The following is a 19,781-nucleotide window of genomic DNA, read 5'->3' as shown; positions in this document are numbered from 1 at the left end:
CCTTCATCTGGTTACGTATCTGCAACTAATCGTACATAAATGAGGAAACCGATACAACATAGTCACAGCAGTTATGTTGTACATATTGTGACACTTAGAGCGTTTCAAATATAAATCTTGTTGAGCTGCCACCTTTAGTTGAGAAAACTTCAAGCCTCGCATCAATACGTTCTTTTAATTCAGGGACATGTGAAATCACCCCTACGAGTCTCCCGCCGGATTGTATATCCATTAATGATTCAATTGCCTGATCCAGCGATTCAGGATCCAGTGTACCAAACCCCTCGTCAATAAACATTGTCTCGAGAGATACACCGCCTGCATAAGACTGAACGACATCAGCAAGCCCGAGGGCTAGTGCAAGAGATGCTTTAAAGGCTTCACCACCAGAGAGCGTTTTTACATGCCGCTGCTGTCCTGTATAATGATCCATCACCAATAACTCCAGCCCCCCCTGCTTATTTCCTTTTGAACGGTCTTCTTTTCTATGCAGTTCATATCTGCCGGAAGTCATTTTAATTAGTCTTTCATTTGCCACAAGCAATATATCCTCCAGATAATAAGCCAAAACGAATCTTTCAAACGTAAGCTTCAACTCGTTTTGACCATTAGCGATTTCTGACAGGTGACCTGTTAACAAATATCGCTTTTCAACATCATCTGAAGCAGCAAGATTTTCATCAAGATCTCTAAGAATCTGTTCATGGTGTTTAATGTAAGCTGCGAGCAATGAATGCTGCTCTTCTGACTGCAATAGATCTGATTCAGCCATTTCTTTCTCTGCCTCTAATTTTTTCATATCAGGCTTAGATAAATGCTGTAAATCTTTTTCCAGCTTATCGGCATATTCTTTTAAAGCGTATATTTTCTTCTCGTATGATGAAATTTCCTTCTCTATTTCTGCTCTTTCTGACTCATTAAGCTTTGCCTGAGTCAATTTATCTGTATCTTCAAAAGAAGAGTTTGCTAAATATTCCTGGAAACTTTTCTTTGCATCCTCCAGCGAATTTTCCGTATTTTTCACTTCTTCATCAGCCTGTTTTAACCTGTCGGATAAACGGTTTACTTCTTTATCGGCGTACAGAAATTTTGCTTCGGCCTGTTCATATAGCTGGTGGTAATGTTGAATTTTTTTCTCAAAATTATTTATTTTATCAAGCAGATCATCTTTATTCAGATAACGTTCGGGAATCTCTTCTTTCAGCTGATTAACAACACTCCGGATTGAGATATATTCATCACGTTTTTGCTGAACGATGTGTTCAAGTTCGTTGATTTGCTGGTTCAATTCATTAATGCGCTGGTCATTCTGATTCATTTCAATTGCAGGGTTAGTTGTTTTTAATTGATTCAATAGCGATTGGTTTTCCTGCTGTAACTTCTTTAAAAGAGCATCATAATCTTTCAGGCTGCTCATTTCTTCAAAGTAGACTGAAGCCTTTTTGGTATGATCCAGGTTTTTTATTTCATCGGTTACTTCAGCTATTCTTTGATTAAGGTATTCTATTGCTGATTCAGTTCTTATTTTCTCTGATTGATAAGATTGAATACTTTGTTTGAAGCCTTCAGTTTCGATGTTATCACCTTCGCGTAACGCCGGGCTGGGGTGATGAACTGACCCGCACACAGGACACGCTTCTCCCTCTTTTAACTCGCGTGATAACTCAAATGCATGCTGAACCGACTGCTCTTTTAATGCATGATCTAAAAGAGACTGTTCCTTTTTTAAAAGCTGACTGATTTGAATTAGATTTTTATTATTTTCATCTAATTCACATGTCAGTTGCTGTCTAGTAGCGCTTTTCTGTTCAATTTCTTTAAATACTTTTATAAAATCATTCAGCTGATTTAACTCAACTTTTAAGTCCGCAGATCTTGTCTGCTGTTCATATCTGGTTTGAATAGCGACGGATAGGTTTGTTTTTATTTTTTCATTTTCGGATAGCTGCTCTCTCAGGAGATCCAGCTTATTTTTCTCTGATTTTCCTGACTCAGCATAATGCTTCAGTTGTTCAGACTTTATCAGATATTTTTCCAGCTTTTCTTTCAGTCCATTTAATTCATTCAGTTCTATTTCATTTGCCCTGATCCCGTCTTTTTGTTTTTTTAATTTTTCCAACTCAAGCTTTGACTGATCATATTCCTGATGGACTGCTGCTAATTGACGTTCAGTCTCGGCCTTATAATCTTTTCTTTTATCACTTTCATTTTCTTTTGTTTGCATTTCTCTATATAAAGGCCAGATTACTTCAGCTTCTTTTGATATTTGCAATTGATCTTTCAGAAGAAATATCTCCTGCTGTTGATTTTTTAAGATGGCTAAATCTGCATTCGTTTTTTGCAATTCTTGAAATGCCTGTTCGATAAAGTGAGCATTTTCTATTTTCTTAATAATTTCTTTGTAATTTTCTTTTTTATTAATAATTTCTTTTTTCAGGTCATTGAATTTTTTGTTCTGAGTTGCTACTAAGTTTTCAGCTAGTAAAAATACCTGTTTTTCATTTATAAGATCCTGATCCAGCGCTTCCGTTAAATCTTTATGATCGAGAGGATCAATCGCCTGATAGTATCTTTCCCGATCTCTAATAAACCCTGTCGCTTCATCTTTTAATTCTTTAGATCTGGCTTTTAAATATTCCTGAAAGTACCGGTAGGATTCAGTATGGAATAGTTTTTGGAGAATTTTTTCTTTATCAGTGCTGTCAGATATGAGCAGTGTGCGGAATTCTCCCTGAGGTATCATCAAAATTTGTTTGAATTGATGGAAATCCAGCTGCAGCAGCTTATTAATCTGGTCTTCTGATTCACTCAACGTTGCACCGAGCAATTTTTCTTCACCATCAATTTGCTCATAAATTTCAGCCTTTGCACTGACAGTTGTAAACCCTGCTCCCCTGGTTTTTTTTCGGGTCTGAATCGGCGACCGAATAATACGATAAGTTTTATTTTTTAAGGAGAAAGTAAAATCAACGCTTGTCAGATGATCTTCTTCTGCAAAATCACTTCGTAAATCCTGTGCTGACCGCTCTTCCCCACTTGTTTTCCCGTATAAAGCAAATGCGATCGCATCAAAAATTGTTGTTTTCCCCGCCCCTGTTTTACCTGAGATTACGAACATCGTTCTTGAGCCGAGTTCTTCGAAGTTTATTTCTTCAGTTTTTGCATAAGGGCCAAATGCGTGTATGATTAATTTTTTTGGTCTCATGACTGATCACTTCCTTTGAGGCTGACATTCATATTCTTTTCTACTTCTCTCTCAATTTCTTCGGTCCATTCAGCTTCAGTGACATATTCAAAAAATCTTTTAAAAAGTTGTGTATCTGTAAGATTTTCTTGTTTCCCGCGCGCTTGACGCTCCATTTTTTTATCACGTTCTGACGTTTCTCTTTCGAGGTGCAGTACATTTGGATAGATGGATCTAAGCCTGTTAATAGGATCGATCAATGCCCCTTCATCCGTAAGCACTGCTTTAATATAATCTTCTTTATTTTCATAAAAACTCTGATCCATCAGCTCATCCATAGATCCGCGTAAAATAACAAGGTCTTTTTTAGGCTTCAGCAGCATCTCTTTTACTGATGCCTGATTGTTTTCAATCGTTACACATTTCACCATTTTTGTATGAGTTGCTTCTGAAAATGAATATTTTAAGAGTGATCCTGAATAATGAACTTTTTCATCTTTTATCGCATGCGGACTATGCAGATGCCCAAGAGCTGTATAGGTAAATGAATCAAATAATTCTTTTCCAACTGTTCCTGCTCCACCTACAGAAAGCGTCCGTTCAGAGTCAGTTGTTGATCCACCGGTTACAAATGAATGACCAACAAGCACTTCAGGTTTCTGACCAAAATCACTTTTTGATGAGATTGATGCCACAATCCGCTGCATTGCATCGTGATGGTTCGTAATTGAATCATCATGAAAGATTTCCTTTATAACAGATGGCTCTGCGTAAGGTACTGAATGAAATCTCACACCTTTAATTTCAGTCCCTGATAATTCCGGGTGCCACTTCCCAGTAACATGAAGATTGGAATGCTTATACCAGGCTGAACCGAAGGCGATACGATCTGCACTATCATGATTCCCTGAGATCGCCACAATCGGAATTTTCATTTCAACATTTAATTTGTATAAAGTTTCATTTAATAGATTTACAGCTTCAGCAGGAGGTACTGAGCGATCATACAAATCACCAGCAATTACAATGGCATCAGGCTTTTCCTGTTCTGCCAATTTTATAAATTGATTAAGAATATCAGCCTGATCTTCTGTCATATAAACACCATGGACGAGCTTGCCGAGGTGCCAGTCCGCTGTATGTAAGAATTTCATTATTTCATTCCCCTTTTATGCATATTGTTTAAATTATATCAGAACACGCGTTTGTAAAACATGTTCGGGTTATGTAAAACTAAAAACGTATAAAAATTCATACTTTTGACCGATTTATTAATTTGAATTTTCAGATATTATTGTATATACAACCGAAAGGAGGAAACGGTATGAGAAAAATCGAAACAGAATACGTTGAACATCATGATCTGGAATCTGAAGACTACATCCGTGTTACTGCTGACAACGAAAATATTTATGAAGTCCGCCGTGAAAACCTACACCAGTTACTCTCTCTTGGCTATCGACAGGTAAAATGATTCCTGCCTCCTTCCTTATTCACACAGATGACAAACTTCATACATGTCTTTATAAACCAGTTCTTGAAGCCATCCATAAACTCCTTTATAATAATCGTAGATTAAGTGAACGGAGTGACGAATGTGCTTGAAGGCTGGTTTTTATGGTTTATACTTTTCTGGGTCGTAGTACTTGTCTCTTTGTTTGGAATCGGCGGATTTTTTATGTTCAGGAAATTTCTTAAAAGAATGCCAAAAGAAGATGGAAAATCAGACCTCGACTGGGAAGAACATTATGTTAATCAGACAATCCATTTATGGGGTACTGAAGAAAAGGCCCTCTTAAATGAGCTTGTCAGCCCGGTTCCTGAATTATTTCGTGATGTCGCCAAGCAAAAAATCGCTGGCAACATAGGCAAACTTGCAGTGAAAGAAAAAGCTGATAAAATCACGCTGGATTTGATTGTAAGAGGTTATATTGTAGCGACTCCAAAAAGAGATCATAAGTTTCTAAGAAAAAAATTGAATGAATTGAATATAGACATCACAGAATATGAAGATTTATTTGCCTTATAAAAAAACATCACAATGAATGTGATGTTTTTTTATGTTTATTTAAGCCATTTGAGCAGGTTGAGGGTCTGCCCCTTTTTCAATTTTTTTATATTGAATCAGCATTGCACTTCTCCATGGCACGATCATACCAAATGCTAAAATCCAGAACATGCCGCTTAACGTTCCGAGTTCAATTGTCGTACTTAATGCCAGCTTCATAATAATTCTGAGTACGAGCAGACCGATCAGGATAAACGGAAATGCCTTAGAGGCCTTCAGATAAATACCATCATCCTTCTGCTCAAACTTGGAAGTTTTAATGAGTACAATGGAAAATAAGGCCCCAACGACAAGTGCTTCAACTGCCTCTAAAGGTGTGACACGGAAATATGGAAAGATAAACATTAAAGCGCCGGTACTCATAAAGATCGGAGGCAAAAAAATTTTTTTAGCTGTTACAGGTTTTTTAGCAGCTTTTAATCTGATTATAAATACAGCCGTTCCCATAATGACAGCGGCAATTGTTGAAAGATATACAAGCATTAGCACCCATCCTTACTTACATATGTAAAACCTCAATTAAGTATAATTGAGATTTCTCAGTTTGTAAAAGGCGCTTTTTACATTATTTATTGATTACTCTGCTCAGTGATTCGACTACACGGGTTCCGTCAAAAGGCTTTACAATAAAATCCTTCGCCCCTGCTTCAATCGCTTCAATCACCATTTTTTGCTGGCCCATTGCAGAACACATAATAATATTTGCCTTAGGATCTTCTCTTAAAATTTCTTTGGCTGCAGATATACCGTCCATCACCGGCATGGTAATATCCATTGTTACAAGGTCCGGGTTAAGTGATTTATACTTTTCAACCGCTTCCTCTCCGTTTTCGGCCTCACCAACCACCTGAAATGAAGAGCTTTTCAATACATTTTTCAAAGTCATTCTCATAAACTTTGCATCATCTACAACAAGAACTTTTGTCATTTAATCACCCTTATAAATATAGTTAATATTAACTATACACCTAAACCAAAAGTCCTTCAACAGAGAGATATTTCATCTTTTAAATATATTTTATTATTTCCCTAATGCTGATTAAGTTTTGACCAAAAATAAAGACTGAGACAAGTGTCTCAGCCTGATCATGTCCGAATTTCAATGATGTGCATTTATTAGAACCCTGTAAAATCCCCAAAGATCGGAAGCATAAGTTCAATAATCCAGGTCAAACCGTCAAAAAACAGAATGATTCCCATCCCGATCATGACCCAGCCACCTGTTTTCATAATAGCCAAGCTTTTCTTTTTGATCCAGCTTGTTTTACCAAGAAAGAAAGAAAGAATAAAAAACGGTAGCGCAAACCCAAGGAAGTATGCCATCATATATGGAAAGCCTGATCCTGGATTGGATGCTGACAGCGTGAACACTGCGCCTAGAATAGGTCCCATACAAGGCGTCCAGCCGGCTGCAAAAGCCAGACCTATTAGAAGAGATCCAAAGTATCCTGATGGGCGGGATTTAAAGCTCAGCCTTCTTTCCTTCATAAGGAATTCAGGAGAAAATACGCCAACGATCACTAAACCGAACACTACGATTAAAATGGCACCAATTTGTCTGATAAAGTCCTGGTATTGGATAAACACATCAGAGATCCAAGTTGAAGTAAATGCCAGCCCTATAAAAACCAGCAGAAAACCCAATAGAAAGAATAATGTATGCAGAAGACTGGATTTCTGTCTCATCCCTTTACCCTTAGATAAATCGTCAACTGACATTCCAGTAATATATGACAGAAATGCTGGATAAAGCGGTAACACACAGGGAGATACAAAGCTTAAAAATCCTGCCCCGAATGCCCATAAAATATTTAAATCGCCCATAAAAACACTCCGATCCGTATTCGCTAGCTTCATTTTAGCAAATCTGCCGTCAGTTCTCATTGTCCTGAATATAATATGTACATAACAATTTTAAAGAAGTTATAGTTTTGTCACAAATGAACTTGTAAAAATAATGGAATTAGGGATTAATTTCTTTTCAATTTCCCCTTTTTTCTGTATACTAGACCCTAAGTTAATTGAATGACAAATAATGTATAGGTTCCTGCTACAGAGGATCCTGATGAAAGGGTAGACTTTGAATGGGGGAGCAACAAAAAAAGCTACTTGAAGCAATTGAAAAAAAACGTCAGGTATTAATACGTACCGCTGCACAAGAAGGATTATCATCCCCTTCAGCTGTCCGTTATTCACAGGAGCTTGACGATCTGCTTAATGAATTTGAGAAAACACACACTTACAGTCCCGCTGCGTTAGAAGTGCAGACAAAATAAAAAAGACTTCCGGCTGATGGAAGTCTTTTTTATTTTTCTTTGAATGTTGCGTTCTTTTAAAAAGCTGTGTAATGATGTCGCAGGTTTTAACTAAAGCATAATAAAAGGTACCTCTATTAGATAGAAGTACCTGTTAATTTATTATTTGCCCTGTTGTTTATTCATAGCACTCATCATCTGATTGATTTTCTTCTGCGACGGTTTCATACCCATCTGCATCATCATCATGCGAAGCATTTGCTCATTGATTGGCGGGTTCTTTTTAAGATAAGTCATCATATATTTACGTGCGATGAAGAATCCAAGTGCGACTCCGGCCAGCAAAGCAACAACAATTAACACAATTGCAAGCCATAATTCCATTTCATATTGCCTCCTATTTGTTACTTTCATATAAAAGTGTACAAGAACACTGCGCATTATACAATCATTTATTACAGAATTCGAGCAGTTATATTAAATTTATTTTAACATCTTAAGGTCCTTTTCACAAATAAAGCCGGTGAGCAGTTTTCATGCTCACCGGCTTTAAAAACCTAATTAAGATTGTAACAAAGCTTCCACTCTTTTTACAACATTTTCAACTGTGAAACCGTACTCTTCAAGCACTTTTCCACCTGGAGCCGAAGCACCAAATGTATCAATACCTAATACGTCTCCTTCATCACCTGTATAACGTTCCCAGCCAAGTGGCGAGGCCATTTCAAGCGCAAAACGCTTTTTCACGTTTTTTGGCAGAACAGACTGCTTATAGTCAGCTGACTGCTTTTCAAAGCGATCCCAAGATGGCATAGATACAACTGCAGCATCAATGTTTTTCTCGCGAAGTGATTGCTGAGCTTCATATGCAAGACCCACTTCAGATCCACTAGCAAGCAGAAGTACATCTGCTTCACCCTTTTCAGCTGGTGAAATCACATATGCACCTTTTTTAACGCCTTCATAAGCGCTATCAGCAGAACCAGGCATCGTCGGAAGACCCTGACGCGTTAATACAAGCGTTGTAGGATGATCCGTTGCTTCCATTGACAGCTTCCATGCAGCTGCAACTTCATTACCATCAGCCGGCCGTATCACTGATAATCCAGGCATTGCTCTAAGTGATGGTAATTGTTCAACAGGTTCATGTGTCGGGCCATCTTCACCGACTGCAATACTGTCATGAGTGAATACATAAGTAACCGGAATACCCATTAATGCTGACAGTCTGATGGCCGGTCTGACATAATCGCTGAATACAAAGAATGTACCTCCGTAAACGCGAAGCCCTCCGTGTAGCGCCATTCCATTCAACGCTGTTCCCATTGCGAACTCACGTACACCAAACCAGATATTTCTGCCATCTGGTGTTTCAGGTGTAAAGTCTGCTTCATCCTTCATCATCGTGTTATTAGATCCCGCAAGGTCTGCTGAACCTCCAAACAATGTTGGGACAGTTTTAGAGATCGCATTTAATACCTCTCCTGAAGATGCACGGCTTGCAAGTGATTTACCTTCCTCATATACAGGAAGATCCTGATCCCAATTATCAGCCAGTTTTCCATTAATCGCATCTTCAAGCTCCTGCGCTAATTCAGGATAAGCAGATTTATAGCTTTGGAATTTTTCATTCCATTCTTTTTCTTTCTCACTGCCAGTTTGAACAACAAGCTCTTCAAAACGCTTATAGACTTCATCTGGCACATAAAATGCTTCTTCTGCTTCCCACTGGTAAGCTTCCTTAGCAAGTGTAGTTTCGTCCGTACCGAGAGGAGCTCCGTGTGCTTTTGAAGTACCGGCTCTGTTAGGAGAACCGAAACCAATCACAGTTTTAATTTCAATCATTGTAGGACGGCTTGTATCAGCCTGTGCTTCCTTAATTGCATCCGCAACATCAGCTACATCATTACCGTCATCTACACGGATATATTGCCAGTTATATGATTCAAATCTCTTTTTAACACTCTCAGAAAACGAGCGGTCAAGATCGCCGTCGAGGGAGATATCATTTGAATCATAAAGAACGATCAATTTATCCAGCTGAAGATGTCCTGCAAGTGACGCTGCTTCTGAAGAAACACCCTCCATTAGGTCGCCATCGCCACATAATGCATAAGTATAATGGTCAACCACATTGTGGGTTTCACGGTTGTACTTGGCACCTAAATGCTTTTCAGCCATTGCCATTCCTACAGCCATACCAATTCCCTGTCCAAGCGGTCCAGTAGTTGCCTCCACGCCTTTCGTATGTTTGTATTCAGGGTGACCTGGCGTTTTAGATCCCCATTGTCTGAAATTTTTAATCTCATCAAGTGATAAATCGTATCCGGAAAGATGCAGCAGGCTGTAAAGAAGCATCGAGCCGTGTCCTGCTGAAAGTACAAAACGATCACGGTCAAACCAGTCCGGGTTCTTCGGGTTGTGATTCATAAATTGAGTCCATAAAGTATATGCAAATGGAGCAGCCCCCATAGGCAGTCCCGGATGACCCGAGTTCGCTTTATCAATTGCATCAATTGATAACGTTCTGATTGTGTTAATTGCTAAGTCGTCTGTCTTGTTAAACATCATCTACATCCTCTCTAAACTCACGTGATACGTCTTATTGTACAAAAAAAAAGAAGAGATGTACAAACATCTCCTCTTTTATTCATAATTCTTCAGATTCATCAATGGTACAAGAAAATAATTAGTTCATCTTATTCCTGTTCTTTGCATCCTTGAGCTTTTGTGGAGTTACATCTTTACCTTCCGGGTCAACAACAGTCACATTTTCAATTGTCTGTTTCATTGATCCTCTGAATGCCTGTAAATATTCCTGTCTCAAAACCTGCTGTTCCTCAGCTTCAGTCCTTGTGAGCGTATCTTCTTTTGATTTTTTAGAGAGTTCATTTATTCTTTTGATTTTCTCATTAGATAACATGTCTTTCACCCTTTCTTTCAGGTAGGCTTCTATGTATGTTAAAAGAAAGGGGGAAGTTTGACAAGTAATATGTTTACTTCGCTTCTGATTCCATATATTCCGTATACCTTCTATGAACGGTCGCCTTGGAAACCGGATGACCTAGTCCGCGTAAAACAGATGAAATCTCCTGGAACGTCAGACCGTTACCGCGGAGTCTTACAATTTCATCTACCGGGATTTCAATCTTATCCCTTCCTTCTTTATTACCACGGTTTTTCAGATTCTTTTGAGGTTTAAATCCTTTTTCAACTGCCCGCTTCATCCCTCTTTTTATCTTCAGATTATGAAGTTTTCTCTGATGCTCCTCAACCATACTGACAATCTGGAGGATCATTGAATCTGATTCAGACAGTTGCAATTCACCATCATGAGCGATTGTATATATTTTTATACCCTCTTTTTGAAGCGTGTGTAACAATGCGATCTTCGCATTTCCGCGTCCTATCCGTGTTTCATCCTGAATTAAAAGACCTTCTGCTTCATATAAACGTACATGATCAAGCAGTTCAAAAACACCTTCTCGATCCAGGTCATATCCACTTTCTTTTTTACTGATAATTGAAACGATCTGGTAGTTCATTTTATCAGCAAGAATTTTCAATTCATCTTCCTGCCGTGAAAGTGAAGTCTCCTGAGTTTCTTTTTCAGTACTGACTCTGCAGTAAATTATTACCTTCAACACGATCACTCCTTATTTCCGATCAGATGCCAGGTGAATCGCGTCATCACTGAATTTAAATGCCTCTTCTGGTACGGGAAGCTCCAGCTGTTCTCCTGCCACTATCATATGAGAGGAAAGTCCGTTATGTTCAGTTACCCATTCTATAAACCCTTCAGGCGTCATAGAAGTATGGCTTGCGTATTCTTCAGCATACGCCCAAAGCGTGTCCCCTTTTTGCACTGTAATTTCTGCATACGTTGCATCACTGTCAGCTGTATTCGTAAAAACAAGAAATAAGCTGAAAAAAAGTGCAGTCACCACGAATAGAATAACAAATGAATATTTTCTCCACAATGCAGTCATGATTGATCGCCTCCATCGAATATGTGTTCGCTTTTATTATTTTGAGTATAATACGAACATTTGTTTTGGTCAACACAAAAAACTCGAACTTATGTTTGTATTTTCAAAACCCATATGCTATAATTTAGAAAAGTTTTAAACTGAAAAGAGGTGCTGCAATATGAAGAAATTATCAAAGCGACAGCTTGATATATTAAACTTTATAAAACGTGAAGTTCAGGACAAAGGTTATCCGCCTTCTGTCCGAGAAATTGGACTTGCTGTCGGATTAGCTTCAAGCTCTACGGTACATGGACATCTTGCAAGACTTGAAAGTAAAGGGTTAATCAGAAGAGATCCTACAAAACCGAGAGCAATTGAAGTCATTTCCCTTGAAGAGGAAAAAATTCCAACTCAACGTGTAGTCAATGTCCCACTCGTTGGTAAAGTAACAGCAGGCTCACCTATTACTGCAATAGAAAATGTGGAAGAATATTTCCCTCTTCCTGAAAGGCTCGCATCTTCAGATGACGCTGTGTTCATGTTGGAGATCATGGGAGATTCTATGATTGAAGCAGGAATTTTAGACGGAGATCTTGTAATTGTTAAACAACAAAATACAGCTAACAACGGTGATATTGTTGTCGCAATGACTGATGAAGATGAAGCAACCGTTAAACGTTTCTTTAAAGAAAAAGACTTCGTCAGACTGCAGCCGGAAAATTCCTCAATGGCACCTATTATTCTTAATAATGTCTCCATACTTGGAAAAGTTGTAGGGGTATACAGACAGGTTCATTAAAAAAGCTGAACGCTTTGACAAAATTGTCAAAGCGTTCAGCTTTTTTAATGTTACTCAGATTTTTTACTGGTTTGATAACACCTTTTTGATATAAGTTGAAACTTCATCCGGAATTTCTATAGGAAGCATATGACCGCCAGTTTCAAACATATGAGGTACACAGGTTCTGATTTTGTTCTCTGCTTCTTCCAGCAGCTGAAAAGGGTCATATATTACTTCTTCACGTCCAACGGCAATATTTACAGGCATCATCAGTGATGCAAGTTCCTCACTTTTAAACTTTTTTGGTGGTGTCATCACATATTCCCAGCTGACATATTTTTGCCCAAGAAAGTAAAGCTTAAAAAGCTTCTCATGTCCCTCCTGCCTCCTCACAGTCAGCCACCTGCAAAATTGATTAATAACCAGTGACTCCCTGGGAATCAGGTTGGTGAGCAGAAGTCTTGAATAGAACGATCTGTTCATTCTTTTTATTGAAGCAGCAGGCGATAAAACAATCAGTGATTTAACACGGTCAGGGTTTAAAATCGCATAATTCAATGCGTGCCACCCGCCATTTGAATGACCAACGATTGTTACTTTTGCAAGCATTAGAGCATCAAACAGCTCAGTAATCCAAGTTTTATAATCTTCACGTTCGTTTAGGTGTTCTTTCGTGTCGCTATAATTAAATTCTCCGAGTACATCAACAAAATATAATCTGTAATCGTCTTTAAGATTCCTGGCTACTGCATACCATTCAGCTGAACTAAAACCAAAAGCATGAAAAAATACAACTGGTTCATTATCCTGCTGACCACAGGTTAAGACTGATACATCTCCAAACGATGTATTAAAAATTTGTTCTTCATATGGAATATCCCACAACCCCATCACTTTATCATGTGCATTCTTATATTTCTTATAGCCTTCTTTCGATTTAAATCCTCTATATGTGTCTGCCAAGGCAATACCCCCCTCACTATTTACTATACCCAATTTTTTTAAATGCTGTTCTTTTCCATAAAAAAAACCGGAAGCTGTGCAGCTTCCGGTTTCTAGATGATTAATACATTTCTAAATACTGTTCTCTCTCCCATGGGTGAACCTGTGTACGGAACATATCCCATTCGATTTCTTTGGCCTCTACGAAGTGCTCAAAAATGTGATCTCCAAGTCCATCGATAATGACCTGATCTTTCTTCAGCTCTTCAAGTGCTGCAAAAAGAGTGCCTGGAAGATCTTTGATGCCTGCAGCTTCGCGTTCTTCCTTATCCATTACATAAATGTTTCTGTCAATTGATTCCGGTGGCGTCAGACCATTTTTAATGCCATCAAGTCCCGCTTTAAGCATAACTGCCATTGCAAGGTATGGGTTAGCAGATGGATCTACTGAACGCACTTCCACACGAGTACTCATTCCACGAGAAGCTGGAATTCTTACAAGTGGACTACGGTTTCTTGCAGACCATGCAATGTAGCAAGGTGCTTCATAGCCCGGTACAAGGCGCTTGTATGAGTTTACAGTAGGGTTTGTTACAGCTGTAAATCCTGAAGCGTGCTTAAGGATACCCGCCATAAATTGCTTCATTGTTTCACTAAGCTGCTTATCAGCATTTTCATCAAAGAATGAGTTTTTACCCTCTTTGAATAGTGACATGTTAAAGTGCATACCTGATCCGTTAACACCAAATAGTGGCTTAGGCATAAACGTTGCATGTAAACCATGCTTTCTTGCAATTGTTTTAACAACAAGCTTAAACGTTTGAATATCATCACAAGCAGATACGGCATCAGCATATTTAAAGTCGATTTCGTGCTGACCAGGCGCAACCTCATGGTGAGAAGCTTCAATTTCAAAGCCCATTTTTTCAAGTTCAATTACAATATCCCGGCGGCAGTTTTCCCCAAGATCAGTTGGTGCAAGGTCAAAATATCCACCTTTATCATTTAACTCAAGTGTTGGTTCACCGTTAACATCCAGCTTGAACAGGAAGAATTCCGGCTCAGGCCCTAAATTAAAATCAGTAAATCCAAGCTCCTCCATCTCTTCTAGAACGCGCTTTAAGTTGTTTCGCGGATCTCCTGAGAATGGTGTACCATCCGGATTATAAATATCACAGATCAAACGGGCAACTTTTCCATCACCAGCTGTCCAAGGGAATACTACCCATGTATCAAGGTCCGGGAATAGGTACATATCTGACTCTTCAATACGTACAAATCCTTCGATTGATGAACCATCAAACATCATTTTATTATCAAGTGCTTTTTCCAGTTGGCTTACAGGAATCTCAACGTTTTTGATCGTACCAAGAATATCAGTGAATTGAAGTCTGATAAAGTTTACATTTTGCTCCTTAGCCATTTTCATAATGTCTTCTTTTGAATACGTACTCATGTGTAGTTCCTCCTGTTTTTTATGTAATTTTTTTAACGAAAGAACCTTGAAAGGTCTCCCGCTCTCAAACTGTTTTTGCTGTACTTGCCATTACCCATCATTTCCTGTTTTAACAGTTTTCTTAATTCATTCTCTGATAAGTCCGGCTTTTTAGCAGGTCGATCTGAATCGGCTTCTGTGCCATCCCCCAGGATCCGCTTAATTCCAGCCATATTGACACCTTGCTCAAGCAAATCTTTAATCTCAAGCAGTTTATCAATATCGTTTAATGAAAAGAGACGGCGGTTACCTTCCGTTCTGGCCGGAGTGACTAACCCATGCTCTTCATAGTAGCGAATCTGACGGGCGGTTAAATCGGCCAGCTGCATGACTGTTCCTATAGGAAAAAGCGGCATGCTGCGTCTAATATCACTGCCCATCATATAACCCCTTTCTTGCCTGTCGACTATTTAACTATATAACATGTTAAATTTTCTGTCAACAACATGTCAGGTTTTATAACATGATATTTTACGAACTATTTTTTTGTTCCCTTATTACATACCTTTTATGCATAAATGTTAAAAATAAATAATTTTTATTCAAATTTTTATACAAAAAAACTGAGACAATTACTGCCTCAGCTTTTAATAATGTATAATTGTAAACTTTAATTATATGGATTTCATTTTTTGCAGCGCAGCAGTTATCGCTATTTTAATATGCTCATATGTTAGGCCGCCCTGAATATAAGCTGCATAAGGAGGTCTCAGTGGTCCATCAGCCGATAACTCTATACTCGACCCCTGAACAAAAGTTCCTGCAGCCATAATAACATCGTCCTCATAGCCCGGCATGTAATCAGGGTAAGGAGTAAAGTGAGCATTTACAGGAGAAAACTCCTGTACGCCCTGACAAAAAGCGATCATTTTTTCTCGGTCACGAAATTCAACAGCCTGAATGAGGTCCGTTCTGAACTCGTTCCATGCGGGTGAGGTAATCATCCCGGCTTCTTCTAACAATGCAGCTGTATACACCGCTCCCTTCAGTGCCTGACTGACTACATGAGGGGCAAGGAAAAAACCCTGATACATTTCCTGAAGTGCATTCAGACTGGCACCTGCTTCTGCACCAATTCCCGGAGATGTCATTCGGTAAGCACAAAGATCGATCAATTGCTGTTTTCCTGCAAGATAGCCACCTGTTTTCGCAAGACCTCCACCCGGGTTTTTTATTAATGAGCCAGCGATTAAGTCAGCTCCGGCTTCAATCGGCTCCTGTGATTCAACAAACTCCCCGTAACAATTGTCCACAAATACAATAACATCCGGATAATGCTTTTTAATTGCCTGTACTGCTTTTTTAATGTCTTCAATAGTGAATGACGGCCTGATCGCATATCCCTTAGAACGCTGAATACCAATTACTTTTGTATTACCTTTCATATTTGAAAGTACGCTGTCGACATCTATCTTTCCATCTTTAAGATCCGTCTGCTGATAATGAATATGAAAATCTTTTAAAGAACCGTTATCAGATCCTCTCAGACCTATGATTTCTTCAAGCGTATCATAAGGCTTTCCAGTTATATAGTGCAGTTCGTCTCCCGGTCTTAAAATGCCAAAAAGTGCAATATTAATTGCATGAGTCCCCGAGATTATCTGAGGCCTGACTAGTGCTGCATCTGCTTTAAATGTATCAGCATAAACTGCTTCCAGTGCGTCACGGCCATGATCATCATATCCATACCCTGTGCTCGGGTGAAAATGACTGTCACTGATTTTCTTATTTTTAAAAGCCTGAAGCACCTTCAGCTGATTAAATTCAGCAATTTTTTCGATTTCTCTATGGCGCCAGGCAATTTTTTTTTCAATGTTATTACTTAATGTAAAGGTTTCTTCTGAGTAGAATTGATCAATCATGCAAACGCTCCTGAACTAAATTTTACTTGCCAACGGGTGGTATTTACTGATATATCCTTCAGCAAGGTAATGTTCTTCTTCTTCAACAAATGATAATTTTAACAGCATACTTTCTTTTTTCAGCTGGGCTAAAACCTTTCCATCATCTGATGAAATCGTCATCGTATATGGCTTTAATATTTGTTTAGCCTCTTTTTCAATTTCAGTCAGCACTTTTTTACTTTCTTTTTTTGCTGCACTCATCAGTACAAACGGATCACTCCGGTCGGCTACAAACTCACTGCTGAGAAGGTCTTCTTTATTATAAACGGTCATTCTTGGAATCTGGTCCATCTCGAGTTCATTCAGAAGCTTTTTCACTGTTTTTTCATGATCAGCGTGATTAGGATGAGACGCATCTACAACGTGCAGTAGAAAATCAGCTTCTTTAACTTCTTCAAGTGTAGACCTGAATGAAGCGATCAACGATGTCGGCAGGTCCTTAATAAATCCTACAGTATCTGTCATAATAGTTTCGAAGCCACTAGGCAGAATACATTTCCTTGATAAAGGATCGAGTGTAGCAAAAAGTTGATTCTCTTCAAATGAATCTGCATGAGTGAGTAAATTAAATATCGTGGATTTTCCAGCGTTAGTATAACCGATTAATGCAATTTGAAATGCCTGATTCTGCTTTCTTCTATCCCTGTATATTGAACGGTGTCTGACAACCTGATCAAGCTTCTTTTTGATTTCCCTGATCTCTCTTCTAATATGTCTACGATCTGTTTCGAGCTTTGTTTCCCCTGGACCCCTTGTACCGATTCCTCCTCCAAGCCTTGACAGTTCAATACCCTGTCCACCAAGTCTCGGCAGCATATACTCAAGCTGGGCGAGCTGCACCTGCAGCTTACCCTCTTTAGAACGGGCCCGCTGTGCAAAGATATCGAGAATCAACTGTGTTCTGTCAATGACTCTAGCATCAAGTACCTCAGATAAATTTCTGTTTTGACTCGGAGATAATTCACTATTAAAAATAATCAGTTCCGGTTCATATTCTTCCGAGGCGGTTGTAAGTTCCTCTAGTTTCCCTTTACCAATATAGGTTGCAGGATGAACTTTTTCCATGTTTTGAATTAAATCCAACACCGGTTCGGCACCTGCTGTTTCAGCTAAAGCATGTAATTCATTCATTGATTCATTGAAGTCCTGATCTGTTCTGTCAGTATTTACCCCAACTAAAATCGCTCTTTCCATTTTCATTCAAAAACACACCCCTTTATTCCGATGTCAGTACATTTATTAAAATATGGATTCCTAAGATTGAATTGTATTCGATTCATGATACAATCAACTTTGGTTCAATTCAAGCGAAAGGCAGGAGGATAATCGTTGACCTGGGAAGTATTAAGTATGATTGGCACCATCGCTTTTGCAATTTCCGGTGCGATTATCGCAATGGAAGAAGAATACGACATTTTAGGCGTTTATATACTCGGAATTGTCACAGCCTTTGGTGGCGGGGCGATCAGAAATTTGTTAATCGGCGTTCCTGTCTCGGCTTTATGGGAACAGGGTATGTTTTTTCAGGTCGCACTTCTGTCAATCACCGCGGTATTTCTGTTTCCGCATAATTTACTGAAACACTGGAAACGGTGGGGTAATATTTTCGATGCAATGGGCCTTGCAGCTTTTGCTATCCAAGGTGCGATATATGCAGTGGAAATGAATCACCCATTAAGTGCAGTCATAGTAGCAGCAGTGCTGACAGGAAGTGGCGGCGGTATAATCCGTGATTTGCTCGCAGGCAGAAAACCGCTCGTACTGAGATCAGAAATTTATGCAGTGTGGGCTATTTTAGCAGGTTTTGCGGTCGGACTGGGCATCGCATCTGAGCCGTGGCAGCTATACCTGTTATTCATTATTACCACAGCGCTTCGTATTTTATCATATATTTACAAATGGAGATTACCTTTTAAGTCAATTCATACAGCACACTCTTAAGCAGAATCAGCCTAATGATTCTGCTTTTCTTTTTTATATGCTTCAATTCCTTTTATCACGTCTTCTTCAGAAATACCCATACAGTCTTTTCTCGTTAACCCATCATACCTTAAAAGACGAACTGCCTGGGCCCTGATAATAAATTCAACAAGATTCCTTACAAAACGGCCATTTCCTGAAAGATCCTCCATCTCTCTCATATTCCGTAACAGCATATCAGCTGCTGATTTTGATAAAGTATAATCTTTCATATAAAACATATTGAGCGCAATTTTATTCAGGTCCTTTAACGCGTAATCAGGAAAATACAGAATATGTGCAAAACGGCTTTTTAAACCGGTGTTCATCCGTAAAAAGCTGTTCATCTCTTTTTTGTAACCGGCAAGGATACAGATAAAACTTCCACTTTTATCTTCCATGTGCTTCACCAGCGTATCAATTGCTTCTCTTCCAAAGTCTTTTTCACCCCCGCGCGACAGTGAATAAGCTTCATCAATAAATAAAATGCCACCATCAGCTCTTTTAAGAAGTTCCCTCGTTCTAACGGCGGTGTGCCCGATATATTCCCCCACCAGATCCGCACGCTCCGCTTCCACAAGATGACCTTTTTCAAGTATATTTAATTCTTTTAGCAGTTCCGCCATGATTCTTGCAGCCGTCGTTTTCCCTGTGCCCGGGTTTCCATAAAACAGCATGTGATGTGAATGCCGTTCTGTTTTTAAGCCAAATTCTTCCCGCTTCTCATTTATGACAGCCCAGGCGGCTATTGTTTTCAAAGTTTCTTTGATATGGTCAAGGCCAACAAAATGTTTAAAGGCACTTTCGATCTTTTGCCATTCCTGACTTTCAATCTGTTGAGATGAATGTTTCTGGCTGATAATGAATTTAACCTGCCCGTTCATGATTCACCCCTCGGAAAATTTCATAACTCATTATATGAAAGTTCAAAAAGTACATGATAAATGAAAAAAAGCACGCCTTTTAGGCGCACTTTTTATTCGGCTTCTGTTTGAATGACAACATTTTTAGAAGGAACAAATGTTGAAATGGCATGCTTATATACTAATTGCTGCTTCCCTTCTGATTCCAGCATGACTGTAAAACTGTCGAACGCTTTAATCTGTCCACGGATTTGAAACCCGTTGAGCAGGAAGACCGTTACAAACGTGCTTTCTTTTCTTAATTGATTTAATACCTGATCCTGAATATTAACAGCTTGTTTCATCTGAGCGCCTCCTAA

General features: G+C 39.0%; 22 protein-coding genes. 5 read left to right on the top strand and 17 right to left on the bottom strand.

The window, feature by feature from the left end; all coding sequences use genetic code 11:
• Positions 1–94: 94 nt before the first annotated feature.
• Complete coding sequence (locus LG330_RS09390; RefSeq protein WP_404409355.1) at positions 95–3,205, bottom strand: AAA family ATPase; 3,111 nt, start codon at positions 3,203–3,205, stop codon at positions 95–97.
• On the bottom strand, positions 3,202–4,338 hold the full coding sequence (locus LG330_RS09385; protein ID WP_404409353.1) for an exonuclease SbcCD subunit D: 1,137 nt from the start codon (positions 4,336–4,338) through the stop codon (positions 3,202–3,204). The genes LG330_RS09390 and LG330_RS09385 overlap by 4 nt, the downstream gene beginning before the upstream one ends.
• Positions 4,339–4,508: 170 nt before the next feature.
• Here LG330_RS09385 and LG330_RS09380 point away from each other — a divergent pair, with 170 nt between their 5' ends.
• Positions 4,509–4,658 (top strand): hypothetical protein, encoded by a 150-nt coding sequence (locus LG330_RS09380; protein WP_156129546.1) that lies wholly within the window; start codon positions 4,509–4,511, stop codon positions 4,656–4,658.
• A 123-nt stretch (positions 4,659–4,781) separates the two neighbouring features.
• Entirely contained in the window at positions 4,782–5,213 is a 432-nt protein-coding gene (locus LG330_RS09375) for a DUF2621 domain-containing protein (RefSeq protein WP_404409351.1), read from the top strand.
• A 39-nt stretch (positions 5,214–5,252) separates the two neighbouring features.
• On the opposite strand, the gene LG330_RS09370 is transcribed toward LG330_RS09375, so the two are convergent.
• The 3 genes from LG330_RS09370 to LG330_RS09360 form a co-directional block, all read right to left on the bottom strand.
• Positions 5,253–5,735, bottom strand: a complete 483-nt coding sequence (locus LG330_RS09370; RefSeq protein WP_404409349.1) for a CcdC family protein — start codon at positions 5,733–5,735, stop codon at positions 5,253–5,255.
• Positions 5,736–5,817: 82 nt separating this feature from the next.
• Complete coding sequence (locus tag LG330_RS09365) at positions 5,818–6,180, bottom strand: response regulator (RefSeq protein ID WP_404409348.1); 363 nt, start codon at positions 6,178–6,180, stop codon at positions 5,818–5,820.
• Between the two features lie 188 nt (positions 6,181–6,368).
• Positions 6,369–7,076: a cytochrome c biogenesis protein CcdA gene (locus LG330_RS09360; RefSeq protein ID WP_404409346.1), complete on the bottom strand. Its 708-nt coding sequence runs from the start codon at positions 7,074–7,076 to the stop codon at positions 6,369–6,371.
• A gap of 260 nt (positions 7,077–7,336) precedes the next feature.
• Here LG330_RS09360 and LG330_RS09355 point away from each other — a divergent pair, with 260 nt between their 5' ends.
• The gene (locus LG330_RS09355) at positions 7,337–7,528 is read left to right on the top strand and encodes a Spo0E family sporulation regulatory protein-aspartic acid phosphatase (RefSeq protein ID WP_404409344.1); all 192 of its coding nucleotides are present in this window, start codon (positions 7,337–7,339) and stop codon (positions 7,526–7,528) included.
• A 141-nt stretch (positions 7,529–7,669) separates the two neighbouring features.
• On the opposite strand, the gene LG330_RS09350 is transcribed toward LG330_RS09355, so the two are convergent.
• From LG330_RS09350 to LG330_RS09330, 5 genes are all read right to left on the bottom strand, one after another.
• On the bottom strand, positions 7,670–7,891 hold the full coding sequence (locus LG330_RS09350; RefSeq protein WP_039809078.1) for a YneF family protein: 222 nt from the start codon (positions 7,889–7,891) through the stop codon (positions 7,670–7,672).
• 177 nt (positions 7,892–8,068) lie between these two features.
• Positions 8,069–10,075, bottom strand: coding sequence for a transketolase (gene tkt, locus LG330_RS09345; protein WP_404409343.1), 2,007 nt, complete (start codon positions 10,073–10,075; stop codon positions 8,069–8,071).
• 121 nt (positions 10,076–10,196) lie between these two features.
• Complete coding sequence (locus LG330_RS09340) at positions 10,197–10,430, bottom strand: DUF896 domain-containing protein (RefSeq protein ID WP_404409341.1); 234 nt, start codon at positions 10,428–10,430, stop codon at positions 10,197–10,199.
• Positions 10,431–10,503: 73 nt separating this feature from the next.
• Positions 10,504–11,151 (bottom strand): recombinase family protein, encoded by a 648-nt coding sequence (locus LG330_RS09335; RefSeq protein ID WP_404409339.1) that lies wholly within the window; start codon positions 11,149–11,151, stop codon positions 10,504–10,506.
• Positions 11,152–11,163: 12 nt separating this feature from the next.
• Positions 11,164–11,496 (bottom strand): LysM peptidoglycan-binding domain-containing protein, encoded by a 333-nt coding sequence (locus tag LG330_RS09330; protein WP_404409337.1) that lies wholly within the window; start codon positions 11,494–11,496, stop codon positions 11,164–11,166.
• Positions 11,497–11,656: 160 nt separating this feature from the next.
• On the opposite strand from LG330_RS09330, the gene lexA reads away from it, so the two are divergent.
• Positions 11,657–12,277 carry a transcriptional repressor LexA gene (lexA, locus tag LG330_RS09325; protein WP_404409336.1) on the top strand — a complete coding sequence of 207 codons (621 nt, stop codon included), beginning with the start codon at positions 11,657–11,659 and terminating at the stop codon, positions 12,275–12,277.
• A 63-nt stretch (positions 12,278–12,340) separates the two neighbouring features.
• Here lexA and LG330_RS09320 read toward each other — a convergent pair whose 3' ends face one another.
• The 5 genes from LG330_RS09320 to hflX all read right to left on the bottom strand — a co-directional run bounded on the left by LG330_RS09320 (position 12,341) and on the right by hflX (position 17,800).
• Positions 12,341–13,222 (bottom strand): alpha/beta fold hydrolase, encoded by an 882-nt coding sequence (locus tag LG330_RS09320; protein ID WP_404409334.1) that lies wholly within the window; start codon positions 13,220–13,222, stop codon positions 12,341–12,343.
• A 100-nt stretch (positions 13,223–13,322) separates the two neighbouring features.
• Positions 13,323–14,657, bottom strand: coding sequence for a type I glutamate--ammonia ligase (glnA, locus tag LG330_RS09315; RefSeq protein WP_404409332.1), 1,335 nt, complete (start codon positions 14,655–14,657; stop codon positions 13,323–13,325).
• Between the two features lie 32 nt (positions 14,658–14,689).
• On the bottom strand, positions 14,690–15,076 hold the full coding sequence (locus LG330_RS09310; RefSeq protein ID WP_404409331.1) for a MerR family transcriptional regulator: 387 nt from the start codon (positions 15,074–15,076) through the stop codon (positions 14,690–14,692).
• Between the two features lie 234 nt (positions 15,077–15,310).
• Complete coding sequence (locus LG330_RS09305; RefSeq protein ID WP_404409329.1) at positions 15,311–16,558, bottom strand: aminotransferase class I/II-fold pyridoxal phosphate-dependent enzyme; 1,248 nt, start codon at positions 16,556–16,558, stop codon at positions 15,311–15,313.
• Positions 16,559–16,573: 15 nt separating this feature from the next.
• On the bottom strand, positions 16,574–17,800 hold the full coding sequence (hflX, locus tag LG330_RS09300) for a GTPase HflX (RefSeq protein ID WP_404409328.1): 1,227 nt from the start codon (positions 17,798–17,800) through the stop codon (positions 16,574–16,576).
• Between the two features lie 129 nt (positions 17,801–17,929).
• Between hflX and LG330_RS09295 the strand changes: the two genes are divergently transcribed.
• A complete protein-coding gene (locus tag LG330_RS09295; RefSeq protein ID WP_404409326.1) occupies positions 17,930–18,541 on the top strand; it encodes a trimeric intracellular cation channel family protein in 612 nt (203 codons plus the stop codon).
• Positions 18,542–18,552: 11 nt separating this feature from the next.
• Here LG330_RS09295 and LG330_RS09290 read toward each other — a convergent pair whose 3' ends face one another.
• Together LG330_RS09290 and hfq are read right to left on the bottom strand one after the other, a co-directional pair.
• A complete protein-coding gene (locus LG330_RS09290; RefSeq protein ID WP_404409324.1) occupies positions 18,553–19,443 on the bottom strand; it encodes an AAA family ATPase in 891 nt (296 codons plus the stop codon).
• 92 nt (positions 19,444–19,535) lie between these two features.
• A complete protein-coding gene (gene hfq, locus LG330_RS09285) occupies positions 19,536–19,766 on the bottom strand; it encodes an RNA chaperone Hfq (protein WP_322420816.1) in 231 nt (76 codons plus the stop codon).
• Positions 19,767–19,781: the final 15 nt, after the last annotated feature.

It is taken from the genome of Jeotgalibacillus malaysiensis, assembly GCF_044789845.1.
Taxonomy (GTDB): Bacteria; Bacillota; Bacilli; order Bacillales; family Jeotgalibacillaceae; genus Jeotgalibacillus; species Jeotgalibacillus malaysiensis_A.
This window is presented reverse-complemented; position numbering and strand designations above follow the sequence as displayed.

Coding starts and splice junctions, on each gene's coding strand:
- lexA (WP_404409336.1), top strand. CDS start 11,657: ATGAAGAAATTATCAAAGCGACAGCTTGATATATTAAACTTTATAAAA.
- LG330_RS09385 (WP_404409353.1), bottom strand. CDS start 4,338: ATGAAATTCTTACATACAGCGGACTGGCACCTCGGCAAGCTCGTCCAT.
- LG330_RS09380 (WP_156129546.1), top strand. CDS start 4,509: ATGAGAAAAATCGAAACAGAATACGTTGAACATCATGATCTGGAATCT.
- LG330_RS09310 (WP_404409331.1), bottom strand. CDS start 15,076: ATGGGCAGTGATATTAGACGCAGCATGCCGCTTTTTCCTATAGGAACA.
- LG330_RS09290 (WP_404409324.1), bottom strand. CDS start 19,443: ATGAACGGGCAGGTTAAATTCATTATCAGCCAGAAACATTCATCTCAA.
- LG330_RS09340 (WP_404409341.1), bottom strand. CDS start 10,430: ATGTTATCTAATGAGAAAATCAAAAGAATAAATGAACTCTCTAAAAAA.
- LG330_RS09370 (WP_404409349.1), bottom strand. CDS start 5,735: ATGCTTGTATATCTTTCAACAATTGCCGCTGTCATTATGGGAACGGCT.
- hflX (WP_404409328.1), bottom strand. CDS start 17,800: ATGAAAATGGAAAGAGCGATTTTAGTTGGGGTAAATACTGACAGAACA.
- LG330_RS09330 (WP_404409337.1), bottom strand. CDS start 11,496: ATGACTGCATTGTGGAGAAAATATTCATTTGTTATTCTATTCGTGGTG.
- LG330_RS09305 (WP_404409329.1), bottom strand. CDS start 16,558: ATGATTGATCAATTCTACTCAGAAGAAACCTTTACATTAAGTAATAAC.
- LG330_RS09390 (WP_404409355.1), bottom strand. CDS start 3,205: ATGAGACCAAAAAAATTAATCATACACGCATTTGGCCCTTATGCAAAA.
- LG330_RS09350 (WP_039809078.1), bottom strand. CDS start 7,891: ATGGAATTATGGCTTGCAATTGTGTTAATTGTTGTTGCTTTGCTGGCC.
- tkt (WP_404409343.1), bottom strand. CDS start 10,075: ATGTTTAACAAGACAGACGACTTAGCAATTAACACAATCAGAACGTTA.
- LG330_RS09365 (WP_404409348.1), bottom strand. CDS start 6,180: ATGACAAAAGTTCTTGTTGTAGATGATGCAAAGTTTATGAGAATGACT.
- LG330_RS09355 (WP_404409344.1), top strand. CDS start 7,337: ATGGGGGAGCAACAAAAAAAGCTACTTGAAGCAATTGAAAAAAAACGT.
- glnA (WP_404409332.1), bottom strand. CDS start 14,657: ATGAGTACGTATTCAAAAGAAGACATTATGAAAATGGCTAAGGAGCAA.
- hfq (WP_322420816.1), bottom strand. CDS start 19,766: ATGAAACAAGCTGTTAATATTCAGGATCAGGTATTAAATCAATTAAGA.
- LG330_RS09360 (WP_404409346.1), bottom strand. CDS start 7,076: ATGGGCGATTTAAATATTTTATGGGCATTCGGGGCAGGATTTTTAAGC.